Raw genomic sequence first — 14,426 nt, 5'->3', positions numbered from 1 at the left:
GATCTGTCCGGGCACACCAACGGCAATCGCCTGTTGGTATTCGCCGAGAAACCGGCTCCTGTTCAGGTGACCGGCATCGGCGATATGGCGCCGGGGCTTTCGGCAATCGACTACCGGATAACCATGCCCGCCTACACCCGGCCTGAAGAGGAACATTTGTTCCCCGAAAAGCCTATTTATATGCGGACCTGTTTCGGCTTCGCTCCGCCCGCCGCCGCGCCGCCGGTGGTCCCGCCGCCGTGTCTGGAAAGCGGAGCGGTGACCTTCGGCTGCCTCAACCGGTTCTCCAAGGTCTCCGACGATGCGCTGTCCTTGTGGGCGGGGATACTCCACGATGTTGACGGCGCCCGTCTGCTGATCAAGTATGGCCAGATGGACGAGCCGGCCATCCGCCGCCGGGTCATTGATTTCTTTTCGGGCGAGGGGATAGCCGAGGACCGCCTGATCCTGCTGGGGCGCACCCCTCAGCCCGAGCACCTCAAGACCTATGGGCGCGTCGACATCGCCCTTGATACCTTTCCCCAGGGCGGCGGCATGACGACCCTTGAGAGTTTGTGGATGGGAGTTCCGGTGGTCGGCTTCGCCGATGACGTTAAAATCGACAGCCGGATGATAAGGGTGTTTTGCGAGCCGCTGGGCCTGCATGATTGGGTCGCCGCCGGCGCCGATGAATACCGCCAAATCGCCGTTATCATGGCGGGGCGGACGGACATGCTGGCCGAACTGCGTCGTGAACTGCGCGGGCGGGTCCTTGACCTTTATTCCGGGTTTGTCAAAGACATGGAGCGCGCCTACGGCGTTATCTGGAAGCGTTGGTGCGACGGCGAGAAGCCGTCGCCCCTGCACATCGCCGGAGATTAGGGTGGAGATTAGTCTGATGTATTGCGTCTGCCTCTTCAAACCGCTACTTTTGCAACAGGTCTAGTGGGGGAGAGCCATGCTCAAACGACTTCGTTTTACCAATTTCAAGACCTGGACCGAAGCCGATCTTACCCTTGGGCGCATCACGGGACTGTTTGGAGCAAACTCATCGGGGAAGACCAGCATAATTCAATTTCTGCTCATGCTTAAACAGACCAAGGATGCGACTGATCGCGCCATTTCCCTTGAATTGAATGGACCTCTGGTTGAGCTTGGGACTATCAATGATGCCCTTTACGCTCATGACGATACGCGCAAGATCAAGTTGATGCTCGCATTCGAACGAGAAACAGAACTTGCGCTGGCTGACCCGTCCGGCAAACACAAGACTAACCTTGCTCAATCCAAAAATTTTGAGATCGAAGCTGAAATCGGGGTGCATCAAAAAGCTCCTCGCGCCATAAAGCTGTCTTATAAGCTCGGGGATTGGATTTTTTCCCTCGCGCCGCGTAACGGTGACGATTCCCAGTTTGAACTCAGCGCTTCGGGGCCTGATCCTAATTTCCGCTTTGTGCGAACCACCGGGCGGCCATGGCAATTGCCAAGACCTGTCAAAACCTACGCATTTCCTGATCAGGTCCGAACCTACTTCCAGAATGCGGGCTTTCTTTCAGACTTGGAAGCAGCCTATGAAGCTGAACTCAATCACATCTTTTACCTTGGCCCGCTGCGGGAATATCCCAAGCGGGACTATTTGTGGGCGCGGTCTAGTCCCAGCGATGTCGGACAGCGCGGCGAAAAAGCTATTGACGCTATCTTGGCGGCGACCGAGGCGGGGGAGGTAAGAAATCTTAAGCCTAAGGCTACGCTAAAGTCTTTTCAGGAGATGATCGCCTATTGGCTCCGCGAGATGGGGCTTGTCCACGACTTCAGGATCAAGGAAATCGCGGAAGGGTCTAATAGATGGCAGGCGATTCTGCAAACGCGGGCGAAGACCAGTGAGGTAATGCTTACCGATGTTGGATTTGGCGTTTCGCAGGTATTGCCCGTTCTCATTCTGCTTTACTACGTTCCAGAAGGATCGACGGTGGTTCTTGAGCAGCCGGAAATTCACCTGCATCCCTCGGCACAGGCTGGTCTTGCGGATGCCATAATTAATGTAGCAACACATCGCCGTGTTCAGGTGATTATTGAGAGCCATTCCGAACACCTTCTTTTGCGGCTTCAACGACGCATCGCTGAGGGTTTGATTCCCGCTGATGACACCAAGCTCTATTTTTGCAATGCCCGTGATGGTGAATCGGTAGTTGATCCGCTACGACTTGATCTATTCGGAAACATTGAGAACTGGCCGAAGAATTTTATGGGCGATGCGTTTGGGGAGGCTGCCGCCGCAGAAAAGGCAAGGCTTAAGAAACTGAAAGCCGGTACATGATGCGATGTACCGTGGATACTAATGTTCCCGTTGTTGCAAATGGGCGTAGTGATATGGCTGGCGGGAGCCGCGTACCGAGTATCGATTGCCGTCTTGCTGCAATAGAATTACTTGAAAGGATTTTGAACTATGGCAAGATTTTTATAGATACCGAAGGAGAAATTCAGCGTGAATATCATCGCCACTTGAATCCAAAAGGACAGCCGGGAGTAGGAGATAGATTTTACCAGGAAGTCATTAATAGCGCGCCAAGGCTTGTGGAACGTATTTCCTTGTCTAGGCTGGAAAACGGAGAGTATGTCGATTTCCCGAATGACCCGGCATTGGAGAGATTTCACCAAGATGATCGAAAATTTGCCGCCTTGAGTCGTAAAGAGCGTATTCCTGTTGTTAATGCAACGGATTCTGACTGGGTAAATTATAAAGACAGTCTTGAGCGCAATGGTGTCTCAATCAAGTTTATTTGCGGGTGTGATCCGGCAGGGTGGTTTGACGTATGAATAAAGAAGAACTGATGATACGCCGAGTTCCGGGTTTGTCAAAGACATGGAGCGCGCCTACGGCGTTATCTGGAAGCGCCGGTGCGACGGCGAGAAGCCGTCGCCTCTGCACATCGCCGGAGATTAGCGGGTCTTGAGTTCGCCGACGGAAGCGGTGAAGGCGTAGGCCAGCGGAGCGATTAAAAGAACGGTGGCGATGATGGTGTCCAGATATGCGTACATTTTGTTTCTCCTGAAGAGGGTTTGTTGTTCGTCTGAGGAGGACTATGACGCATGCCGCATGAATCAATGCTGAGCGCATCGTTCATGGCGGGTTAAGGAAAAAATAAATTATACCGCTGAACGAATGAACTGACTCCGGGGATTCCCAAGAGGATATTTTTGTGATTCACTGTTCCTCCACAAGATATGGGGGATCAGATGGGTACAGAACTCAAGATCAGGGAAGATTTAACATCGAAAGAACTCCGTGCGCATGCCCGTCGAGAACGGAACGGGCGGGCGTCGGCGCGGATGTACGCGATTGCTAACGCCTTGGAGGGCATGAAGCGCGCCGATGCTGCGCGGCTTGCCGGGATGGAGCGTCAAGCGTTGCGGGACGCTGTCGTGCGCTACAACGCCGAGTGTCAGGGTCGGCGCATCATCGGCAGCCTCAAAGAAGAGGCGCCCTTGCGGGGTCAGGCGGAGGCTCGGCGCGGACATGGTCACCATCTACCATGGTAATAATCACGGTTTGTCAGCGTCTCCGATCACATACAAGGTACCGATTGCATCGGCCGATTATGGTTCTGGAGATAAAGATAATCGTCGCCTCCGCATTGTGCCCGTATCTCGTTCGGCGGCGGGCGGCGGTTGGAAGCAAATTGACATTACCTTGCCATGCTCTGTTGTCCGGGCTTATACAAAATCTCTATCACTGAGACGATGCCAAGATGTTTCGAGAAGTAGGTATGTGATGTACAAGCATCAAAAGGCTGTTGCTTCTGCGCCGCATTCCGCCGAGCGATGGCGGTTATGGCCGAGTTTCCGGGGCTTGGCTTCGCGCATCCATATCGCCTTTTTATTGGCGGCGGGGATTCCGACCTCGATCGCCGGCCTGGTCGGCATCTTCTATTCGCTTGATGTGTTGAAAAGCGAAACGCTGGCTCACCTCAATCAGGAGGTAATCAGTCGCACCGACGGGTTAGGCCGGTTCCTCGATCAACTTTCCAGCGAGCTTCTTTACCTTACCAGTTCAACCGTCTTGGGCGAACTGTCCGGAACGCCCGATGATATCTTCCTCATGCGTCGCCAGCGGCAGCGGCTTGAGCAGGATTTTGCCTTGTTCGCCCGGGCCTATCCCTACATTTACCAGATTCGCTATCTTGATGCCCGGGGGCGCGAGGTGGTGCGGGTCGACCGCCGGGGCGGGAGCACCTATGTTGTTCCTGAATTTGAATTGCAGGACAAGTCCGACCGTTATTATGTTCATGAGACTCTGAGGCAAAAGCCGGGCGAAATTTATATTTCGCCGCTTGATCTCAATATCGAGGTGGGCAAAGCCGAATATCCGGAGAAGCCGGTCATTCGTCTTGGAACGCCGATTGCCGACAGTACGGGAGCCGTACAGGGCCTCCTGATCATCAATCTGCACGCTGAAATTCTGCTCGATCAGGTCCAGCAATTGGCCGAAGCGCGGGGCGGCATAGCCTATCTGGTCAATGCCTACGGTTTCTATCTGTCACGTTCGGTTCAGGGGACATCGCCGCCGAACATCGAGATGAAGGCGCTGGAAGAATTGGCCGATATCTATCCCCGCCCCATGCTGGCGAAGATTCTGGCCGGCAGTCACGGAACGGAGGAACTGAGCGACTGGATCATCGCCTTCAGCCCGGTGCGCATAAAATCCATGTCGCCGTCAACACCCAAGCCGATGGAGTGGGCAATTGTTCTGGCATTTCCCAAGAAGCAGCTTTTCGCCGCCATATTCAATCTTTATCTGCTCTACAGCACCCTGGCGGTGGGCTTGGCGGTAACGGCCTTGGCCGGGTCCCTGTTGTCGCGTCATCTGCTGCGTCCGTTGTTCCTGCTCGGCAAAGAAACAGAGGCCATCGCCCGGGGCGATTTCGCCAGCCGGGTCGAGATCAAGGGAAGCGATGAAATCGCCGAACTTGGCGAACGATTCAATGATATGGCCACTCAACTTCAACAGAGTTACGCCGCGCTGGAACGGCAAAAGCAAGGCCTTGAAGTGGAAGTAAAGGCGCGCACGGCGGCGCTTGACCGCGAGCGCCAAAACCTCTTGACCGTCATTCAGAGCACCGCCGACGGCATCTTGTCGCTGTCGGATGCGGGGATGATAGAGTTGGCCAATATCGCGGCGGTTGATCTGCTTCATCCTCCTTCCGGCATTCTGGTCGGCGAGCCGATCAGTCGCTATTGGCCGGGTTGGGAAGATCATGTCCGTTCCCGACCCAAGGACCAGCCTGCTCCGTCACGCGCCGACCTTCGCCTGCATGGACGAACCATGGCCCTCAACATCGCTCCGGTGACCAGGGATGATATTTGCCAGGGCTATATCCTTGTGGTGCGCGACGTCAGCGAGGAACGTCGGTTGCAGGACGAGCGGCGCGAACTCGACCGCCAGATATTCCAGACCGAAAAGATGACGACCATGGGCGAACTGGCAATGGGGCTGGCGCACGAGATCGGCAACCCGCTGGCCGGGATGAAAACAGTGGTGCAGGCGCTGCTTGATGAGGAAGGCGACGATGAACACAGGCGAACTTACCTGCAACGCATCGAAGGCGAGATTGACCGATTATCAGTATTTCTACGGACTTTCCACGGCTTCGCCGCGCCCCAGGAAACTACCCCCGTTTCTTGTCGTTTGGAAGACGTACTGGAGGACGTTCTGTTATGGACCCGCAGGGAAGCCGCGACTCAGGGCATTACTATCGAGTACAAGCACTGCGCCGGTCCGGTGCCGTTATTGTGGGCTGATCCTAACCAACTCAAGCAATTACTGCTCAATCTGGTAATCAACGCCATTCACGCCACGACGCGGGGCGGACGTATCGTCATCGGTATGTGCGGAGCGTCACCCGATAAACCGGATGCCCCGGCGCCGCGCATGTATTTTTGTGTTGAGGATACCGGCGTCGGCATTCCCCCTGATGTTTTGCCGCAGATTTTTGCTCCATTTTTTACTACCCGGATCAGCGGCTCGGGTTTGGGGCTTGCCGTAGTTAAGAAGATCGCGCTACAGCATGGCGCGGAGATCAGGGTCGACAGCAAGCCCGGTTGCGGCACGCGCTTCGAGTTGGCGTGGCCGATGGCGCCGGGCGAGACGGCGACGATGACGGCACCTTGCGGACGGAGCATCGGAAATGGCGCAAAGAATTCTGATCGTTGACGACGACACCACTATTCGCCGAACGGTGGCCGAAGTTCTGGAGCGGCAGGGCTACGAGGTGCGGCAAGCCGAAAGCGGCGATGCGGCGGTCGACTTAACCCGCAAGCACGTCTTTGATCTCATTCTGCTCGACTTGCGTCTTCCTGATTCCGACGGCATTGAGGTGATGAAACGAATACGCGAATTCGATGACTATGTTCTGGTCGTCGTTATGACCGCCTATCCCGAAGTTCGCACCGCCATTAACGCTCTCAAGGCCGGCGCTTACGACTATCTCAACAAGCCGTTTGACATCGACGATCTTAAGGGCTTGGTCCAGCGCGCTTTGGAAACTCAACAGTTACGAACCGAGGTCGAGCGTCTGCGCGTTACCTCACGAGGGACCGATGGCGATGGCGGCATGATCGGCGAAAGCTCCGCTTTCCTGACCATGGTCGAGATGATGCGCAAGATCGCCGGCGCCTCGCGGGTGCCGGTCCTGATACGGGGTGAATCGGGGACGGGCAAGGAGCGGGTGGCTCAGGCGATCCATGCCAACAGTCCACGTTCAAACGGCCCGTGGATCACCGTCAACTGTTCGGCTATTTCGGAAGGGCTTCTCGAATCCGAGATGTTCGGCCATGAAAAAGGAGCGTTCACCGACGCCAAGACGCGCAAGCGCGGTTTGCTTGAACTGGCTGACGGCGGGACATTATTTCTCGATGAAATCGGCGATCTGTCCCTGTCTCTCCAGCCTAAGCTGCTGCGCGCCCTGGAGACCCAGACATTCCGTCGCGTCGGGGGACAGGTCGAAGTCACCGTTGATGTCCGGTTTGTAACGGCGACAAACCGCGACCTCAACGCCATGGTGGGCAAGGGGCAGTTTCGGGAAGACCTGTATTACCGGCTCAATGTCGCCGGAATCGACGTGCCGCCTTTGCGCGACCGACGGCCCGATATCGTTCCGCTGGCCCTGTCTTTCATCGCCCAAGGCGCGCAAGTGATGGGGCTGGCCAAGCCGAGGCTCGGCCGGGCGGTAGTCGATCTTCTGGAATCCTACAACTGGCCGGGCAATGTGCGCGAACTGCGAAACGTCATGGAGCGCGCGGTCATTCTGTCGGGAGGAGGGGAAACAATCTTGCCGATCCATCTGCCCAAAGAACTTCTTGCTCCCGGTTCCATCGCGGTTTTACCTTTCGGCGCCGAGGAACCGAAGGGCACATTGGCCGATACCGAGCGTCGCCATATCCTGCGTATGATCGAATTTTGCGGCGGCAACAAAAGCCGCGCAGCCCGGCTTCTCGGCATCTCGCGCCTGACCTTGCGCACCAAACTTGGCCAATACGGTCTCGATACTGACGGGACCGCCGGAGCGGACGAGCGGTAAATTACCAACCACCCGGTTGTTTTTTGATCAGTCTCTCTAATCGTCACCACCCCCATTCTTCCTTGTCGAACGAAGTATCCCCGAAGGGGAATCCTCGCGGCCGTCCGCGCCGATCCATCGTTTTGAGATTTTCTGCGACCGGCAGCGCTCCCTGTCCTTTCGGATTGGCATGGGGATTGCTGTGTATCGCGTAACTACAAGATCAATAAGGGGCGGGGGGCGTTTGTGTTTTCATTTCCGCTGTCGGCTGTTTGTTGCGCTGCCCGGTTCCTTCACCGAGGGCGTCCGCGCCGTTTTTCTGTTTCAATAACAAGGTAAATCCACGCTATGAAATCTCCGAAACACATTTACACGAAACTTACTTGCATGATTGCGGGCGCGGCGCCGCTTGCCGTGGCCCTGTTCTGTTTCCCCGCCGCCGCCTATGAAGAGGGCGATGTGGCGGGAGGCGGCTCGGTCAAGGGCAAGGTGACGTTTTCCGGCCCCTTGCCCGCCGACGCCGTTGAGCAGATCACTATCACCAAGAACCCCGATGTGTGCGGCGAGGGTTTCCGTGAGGTGGTGTGGGTGGACGTCAAGGATGACGCCTTGCGGGGCGTCTTTGTTTTTATTGAGGGCATCGACAAGGGCAAGAAGTGGACTGCGCCCAAAGACGGCAAGTATGTGATCGAGCAGAAGGGCTGCCGGTTCCGTCCCTGGGCGCAATTGATACGTCCGGGTTCGATCGTCGTGCGTCACAGCGACCCGCCGAGCGTTCTGCATAACATCAACACCCGCGAGATGATCGGCGTCGAGACCGGGAACATCGTCAAGCGCACGATGTTCAATTTCGGCCAGCCCGAACCCGGCGATATCGAGCAGGAGTTGAAACCCCGGCGCTCGCCGTTCGTCTCGATCAACTGCGAGGCCCACAATTTCATGTTCGGTTTCCTGATGGCGCCCGATCATCCCTATGTGGAGGTCGTGGGCGAAGACGGAACATTCTCGCTCGACGGCGTTCCACCGGGAACCCACACCGTGAAGGCGTGGCATCCGCGCTACGGGCTTAAGGAAGTGAAATTAACCGTGCCTCAAGGCGGCAAGGTTGACGCGAATTTCGTCTTTTCCAACTGATAATAAGGGGGGGTGACATGAGGCGATTTACTGCAAAGATACTACCCGTTCTGTTTATGGGAGCTGCGGCGCTGGCGGGCGCCGGCTGCACCGGTTCCGAGACCGGCGGCGCAGCTCCGGCGGCGGGGGCTTCCGCCCCGGCTGCCGCCAAGGAGGCTCCCAAGGTTGATCCTCTGCTCCTCGGTCCCCTGGCCGCCCGCAAGGCGCAGGAACCGGCGAAGGTGGAGATGGGTCGGCGGCTGTTCTACGATGCCCGCGTTTCCGGCGACGGCGCCATCAGTTGCGCCACCTGTCACGATCCGGCCAAGGGTTTTGGCGACGGCATGCCGTTGTCGAAGGCCTATCCCGGCACTGATCACTTCCGTAACGCTCCCACGCTTGTCAATGCCGTCTACAAATCCGATTTCAAGAACGTCGGCTGGAGCTGGGACGGTCGCATGGGGGCCGACATGAACGATGTCATCCGTGACATGATCACCGAAACCACCATGATGAACCTCGACATGCGCGTCCTGCATGAGCGCATGAAGCAGGACCCGGAATATGTGCGTTTGTGCAAGGAAGCCTTCAAGGACGAGAAAGACTGCACCTCGCCCTATGCCCGCAACGCCTTGATCGCCTACCTGGAAACGCTGGTTTCCAAGGATGCGCCTTTCGATGCCGGTAAGATGTCATCAGCGGCGCAGAGCGGCCGCGCCGTGTTCGAGGGCAAGGGTAAATGCAGCTCGTGCCATAACGGCGCCTATTTCTCAGACGGCGCTCCGCATAACACCGGCGTGCCGGAGAACATGGAGGTGTTCAAGAATCCGGTCCGGCACCTGACCTATCAGTCCTTGATCGACAATCACGGCGTGCCCAAGCCGCATGTGTGGCGGCGCGATGTCGGCTACTACACCGTCAGCAAGAACGTCGCTGACGTCGGCAAGTTCATTACGCCGACCCTGCGCGAACTCAAGTACACCGCGCCTTATATGCACAACGGCATGTTGGCCACCCTGGCCGACGTGGTGGAATTCTACAACCAGGGCGGTGGCCACGATGATCCGTTGGCGACTGAATTGAAGCCGCTGGGACTGTCGGGCGGCGAGAAGTCCGATCTGATAGCCTTTCTTGAAGCCTTAAGCAGCGCCATGCCGGTCACCGACACGCCGGTCGTGGTGTCCCAGAAATATCAGCCGATCAAGGATTGGCTGAATGTCAAGAATTAGGGGGGAGGGACGTGCGATGAGATTCAACACGCGAAGAATAATCCTTTCCGGCATAGTCGCCGCCGGGGTGCTTTTGGCGTCAGGCGCTTCCGACGCGCTGGCCGAGATGACCAAAAAGCAGTTGATGCCGCTGGGGCCGGTGCCCCAGCCGACGGATAACCTGAATACGCCGGCCAAGGTCGAGTTGGGCAAGTTGCTCTACTTCGATCCCAAGTTGAGCGGCGACGCCAGCCTGTCGTGCGCCGATTGTCATGATCCCAAGCAGGGCTGGGGTTTTAATGAACCGATTTGCCGGGGCTATCCGGGCACCGTTCACTGGCGTAACTGCCAGACGGTGGTCAACACCGGCTATCTCAGCAAGCTGTTCTGGGAAGGCTCGGACGGCAGCCTGGAGGCGCAGGCGCGCACCGCCGCGCAGGGCGCCGTGGCCGGCAACGGCGAGGACGACGTGATGGAGTGGCGTCTGCGCCAGGTGCCGGAATACGACAAGATGTTCAAGGCGGCGTTCGGAACGCTCAACCCGGTTCTCAATGACGCCTGGCTGGCCATTGCCGTCTTCGAGCGCGAAACGCTGACCCAGAAGGACTCGCCGCTCGACCGCTATCTCGGCGGCGACAAGGCGGCGCTGTCGGCGACCGCCGTCAAGGGCATGGAGCTGTTTACCGGCAAGGCCAACTGCATCGAATGTCATAACGGACCGATGCTGACCGATGAGAAATATCACAACCTCGGCGTTCCGCGTCCGCAGGAGTTCGCGGATGTCGGATTGAACACCATCACCTATCGTTGGGAACTGTATCAAAAGGGAATTACCGAGACCGGCTACCGCGACTTCAAGGATGATCCCGGTCTTTATTTCCAGACCAAATACAAGAGCGACATGGGCAAGTTCCGCACCCAGCCCCTGCGCTACCTGAAATACACGGCGCCTTACATGCACGCCGGCCAGTTTTTCACTCTTGATGAGGTCGTCGAATTCTACAACAAGGGCGGCGGCGAAAACGAGTTCACCAAGATGGTCGGCAACAAGACCACGGTTTTGAAACCGCTCAATCTGACCAAGGACGAAAAGGCCGCGCTGGTTGCTTTCCTCACCGAAATCAGCGGTGAGCAGATCACCATGGCGGTCCCCAAGGTTCCGGCATACGCCGCCAAGGCGGATGTCGCCGGCCTGACCCAGGCGCAGGCCAAGCGTATCGGTCTTGAGACCCTGTTGTCATCCATCGGCACGAAGTGAGGGAGATCACCATGTCATCTACATCACATGAATATCACGACGCCCATCAAGAGTGCCTCAGCCGCAGGGCGTTCCTGCGGGGCGGCGGCGCAGCGGTCGGCGGGGTCATTCTTCTGACCGGCATTCCGGGAATGGGCGGACGGGCAATTGCGGCCGAAACGGTCAGTTACCCGCGCGCCCTGATCGGCAAGTTGAGTGAGCTTGAGACCAACAAGCCCATGGCTTTCAACTATCCCGACAAGAACAAAAACTCCAACAGCGTGCTGGTCAAGCTCGGCACGCCGGCCGGCGGCGGCATCGGGACGGGGCGCGATGTGGTCGCCTTTAACACCCTTTGCACCCATATGGGCGGTGATTTGGGGAAGTCTTTCCAGCCCATGCACCAAGCACTCGGCCCATGCCAGTTTCACCAGTCAACCTTTGATCTTACTAGGCACGGCATCATCATCAGCGGACACGGCACGGAAAGTTTGCCGCAGGTGCTGCTGGAGACCGAGAACGACAACATCTATGCGGTCGGGATGCTTGGTCTGATCTACGGTCGCTACGACAATCTCAAGGGTTAGGGGGGAATATCCATGTCAAACATGTCAACTCCGAAGTTCAAGCCGGCCGACAAGGCGCCGCTGCCGCCCAAGAACGCCGATGTCATCACCACCGCCTGCGATTATTGCATCGTCGCCTGCGGCTACAAGGTCTTTCGTTGGCCGACGGGAACTCCCGACGGTGGACCGAAGAAGAACCAGAATGCGCTGGGGCGCGACTACACCCTCGGCCCGTTGCAGGGCGGCTGGGTCGGTCCCAACCAGTACACCCAGGCCGTTTACAACGGTAAACTGCATAACATAGTCGTTGTCGCCGATCCCGACGCCAAGGTGGTCAACGTCGGCGGCGACCACAGCATCCGTGGCGGCTGTATCGCCCAAAAAGTCTACAATTCCAAGGGGCAGACGGCGGATCGCCTGAAGACGCCGCTACTTCGGGTCAACGGCGTCCTGACGCCGGTGTCCTGGGATTTGGCTCTTGATGTCATGGCGGGCGTCAGCAAGCATGTGATCGAGACGCATGGTGAGAGCGCCTGGGCGCTCAAGTTCTTCAGCTATCAGTTCTACGAGAATACCTACGCCCTGACTAAGCTGGCCTTCAAGAGCATCGGCACTCCGGCGGTGGCCGAGCACGACCATCCTTCGATAGTCGATTCAGTGCCGGGCTGGACCGATATCGGCTATGACATCTTCGGCGGCGCTTACGAAGACTTTGCGCTGGCCGATACCATACTGATCTCCGGCACCGATCCGTTCGAGACCAAGACCGTCGTATGGAACGAATGGATACTGAAAGGCATTCAGAAGAACAAGACCAAGGTCATTATGGTCAACCCGCGTCGCACTGCGGGCGCGGCGTTCGTCGAAAAGAACGGCGGCCTTTATATCGACGTCAACCCCGGCTCCGACACTCCTGTTCATCTGGCCATCCAGCGCGTCATCCTTGAGAACGGCTGGGAGGACAAGGAATTCATCGCCAAGATGGTGAACAATTTCTGGGAGACGGATTCCGGCTTCGGCCAAGGCACCCGCAATACGCCCTGGCAGTGGCGCACCACCTGGGGCAATTTCCAGGTCAAGAGTTACGATGATTGGAAGAAGTGGCTGCTGGAACAGGAAGAATCCAAGCCGGAGGTGGCGGCCAAGATCGCCGGCATCGACCCCGCCAAGATACTGATGGCGGCGGAGATGATGGCCAAGCCCAAGGCTAACGGCCAGCGGGTCAAGACCACCATCGCTATCGAGAAAGGCAATTACTGGTCGAACAATTACCTCAACACCGTTTCCATCGGCACGCTCGGCGTGATCCTGGGAGTCGGCGGTCGCCCCGGCTCCGTTATGACCCGCCTCGGCGGACATCAGCGCGGCGGCGCCGCCGGCGGGCCTTATCCCGATATGAAGTCGCCTTACAAGCATCCGGGCCGCCGCCGTGATCGCCTTGACCTCGACCGCTGGGTCGAATCGGGCAATGTCCGCTTTGCCTATGTGGTCGGAACGACCTGGATACAGGCGATGGCCGGCAGTACGGCGCTTGAGGATGCCTTCAAGCGCCAGACCAAGCTCAACCCGAATCAGGTCCGCAATACCGACAAGCAATCAATCATCGACACCCTGATCAAGCGAACCGACTCGGGCGGCATGGTGATGGTCAACCAGGATATCTATATGGTTGATCCGATAGGAAGCCAATACGCCGACATCATACTGCCGGCGTCGGGTTGGGGCGAACACGACTTCACCCGCAGCAACGGCGAGCGGCGCATCCGTCTTTATTCCAAGTTCTATGATGCTCCGGGCGACGCCAAGCCCGACTGGATGATCGTGTCGATGTTCGCCAAGAAGATGGGCTTCGAGGGTTACGACTGGAAGGAATCAAACGATGTGTTCGAGGAATCCTGCCGGTTCAGTCGTGGCGGACGCGAGGATTACAACGCGATCAAGGTCGTTGCCAAGGCCAAGGGCGTCAAGGCGCATGATCTGCTTCGCTCTTACGGCACCACCGGCCTGCAATGCCCATTGCTGCTTGATGACGGCAAGATCGTCGAAACCAAGCGTCTGCATGATTACAATCGTCATCTTACCTTGCCGGCGACCGGTCCGGAGGGGCCGACGATTCTCAACAAGCGCCTCACCTCGTTCGGCTCGCAGACCGGCAAGCTGAACATGCTGAAGGCGCCTTGGGGCTTCTGGAAAGACTTTTACGAATACATGAGTCCCAAGGACGGCGAGTTGTGGATCAGCAACGGCCGCATCAATGAAGTTTGGCAGTCAGGCTTCGATGATCTTCAACGCCGGGCCTACATCCAGCAGCGCTGGCCGGTCAATTTCATCGAAATCAATCCCGACGACGCCAAGACGCGAGGCGTGGAATCCGGCGATATGGTCTCCATCGAGTCGACAAGAGTGCCGGTCCAGAAGGACTTTAACCTCGGCGTCAAGGGCGACGACATGTCCTTTACGGGACTGACGAAGCGCGGGCATATCAAGACCGTTACCGGCCAATTCACCGCCGTTGCCTTGGTGACTCCATCGGTAAAAAAGGGCGTGGCCTTCACTTACTTCCTCAGGAAGGACTCTCCCGCCAACAACATCACTCCGCGTGTTCCGGACCCGGTAACGCAGAACTACCGGTTCAAGATTGCATCCGGGACGATCAAGAAGTTGGGCGAATCGCCGTATAAGTCCACCTTCGCAGAGATGACGTTCAAGCGGAGGGATATCGGATAGTCATCCCTGGGTGATATGAGGTCCCGTGTGCGGCAGTTTC

10 protein-coding genes and 2 pseudogenes (1 of these 12 only partly in view) are annotated in these 14,426 nt (G+C 57.5%); 11 read left to right on the top strand and 1 reads right to left on the bottom strand.

Features of this window, described 5'->3' with window-relative positions:
- The 3 genes and pseudogenes from A3H92_01150 to A3H92_01140 all read left to right on the top strand — a co-directional run.
- A pseudogene (locus A3H92_01150) lies at nt 1-146 on the top strand (hypothetical protein) (it extends 1,081 nt beyond the left edge of the window).
- Nucleotides 124-861 carry a hypothetical protein gene (locus A3H92_01145; protein OHC76430.1) on the top strand — a complete coding sequence of 246 codons (738 nt, stop codon included), beginning with the start codon at nt 124-126 and terminating at the stop codon, nt 859-861. The pseudogene A3H92_01150 and the gene A3H92_01145 overlap by 23 nt, the downstream one beginning before the upstream one ends.
- A gap of 76 nt (nt 862-937) precedes the next feature.
- On the top strand, nt 938-2,296 hold the full coding sequence (locus A3H92_01140; GenBank protein ID OHC76429.1) for a hypothetical protein: 1,359 nt from the start codon (nt 938-940) through the stop codon (nt 2,294-2,296).
- Between the two features lie 107 nt (nt 2,297-2,403).
- Here the strand turns inward: A3H92_01140 and A3H92_01135 are convergent, their stop codons facing one another.
- Nucleotides 2,404-2,637 (bottom strand): hypothetical protein, encoded by a 234-nt coding sequence (locus A3H92_01135; GenBank protein ID OHC76428.1) that lies wholly within the window; start codon nt 2,635-2,637, stop codon nt 2,404-2,406.
- 579 nt (nt 2,638-3,216) lie between these two features.
- Between A3H92_01135 and A3H92_01130 the strand changes: the two are divergent.
- The 8 genes and pseudogenes from A3H92_01130 to A3H92_01095 all read left to right on the top strand — a co-directional run bounded on the left by A3H92_01130 (nt 3,217) and on the right by A3H92_01095 (nt 14,386).
- A pseudogene (locus A3H92_01130) lies at nt 3,217-3,420 on the top strand (transposase).
- 409 nt (nt 3,421-3,829) lie between these two features.
- Nucleotides 3,830-6,190, top strand: coding sequence for a hypothetical protein (locus tag A3H92_01125; protein OHC76427.1), 2,361 nt, complete (start codon nt 3,830-3,832; stop codon nt 6,188-6,190).
- On the top strand, nt 6,165-7,556 hold the full coding sequence (locus tag A3H92_01120; protein OHC76426.1) for a hypothetical protein: 1,392 nt from the start codon (nt 6,165-6,167) through the stop codon (nt 7,554-7,556). The genes A3H92_01125 and A3H92_01120 overlap by 26 nt, the downstream gene beginning before the upstream one ends.
- A 366-nt stretch (nt 7,557-7,922) precedes the next feature.
- Complete coding sequence (locus A3H92_01115; GenBank protein OHC76425.1) at nt 7,923-8,669, top strand: hypothetical protein; 747 nt, start codon at nt 7,923-7,925, stop codon at nt 8,667-8,669.
- Nucleotides 8,670-8,740: 71 nt separating this feature from the next.
- A complete protein-coding gene (locus A3H92_01110) occupies nt 8,741-9,877 on the top strand; it encodes a hypothetical protein (GenBank protein ID OHC76438.1) in 1,137 nt (378 codons plus the stop codon).
- 16 nt (nt 9,878-9,893) lie between these two features.
- Nucleotides 9,894-11,114: a hypothetical protein gene (locus A3H92_01105; protein ID OHC76424.1), complete on the top strand. Its 1,221-nt coding sequence runs from the start codon at nt 9,894-9,896 to the stop codon at nt 11,112-11,114.
- A gap of 11 nt (nt 11,115-11,125) precedes the next feature.
- Nucleotides 11,126-11,680, top strand: a complete 555-nt coding sequence (locus A3H92_01100) for an arsenite oxidase small subunit (GenBank protein ID OHC76423.1) — start codon at nt 11,126-11,128, stop codon at nt 11,678-11,680.
- 21 nt (nt 11,681-11,701) lie between these two features.
- Nucleotides 11,702-14,386, top strand: coding sequence for an arsenite oxidase large subunit (locus tag A3H92_01095; GenBank protein ID OHC76437.1), 2,685 nt, complete (start codon nt 11,702-11,704; stop codon nt 14,384-14,386).
- Nucleotides 14,387-14,426: the final 40 nt, after the last annotated feature.

This window comes from Rhodospirillales bacterium RIFCSPLOWO2_02_FULL_58_16, assembly GCA_001830425.1.
Classification (GTDB): Bacteria; Pseudomonadota; Alphaproteobacteria; order Rhodospirillales; family 2-02-FULL-58-16; genus 2-02-FULL-58-16.
Note: the sequence above shows the minus strand (reverse complement) of the source record. Positions and strands in the feature narration are given on the sequence as shown.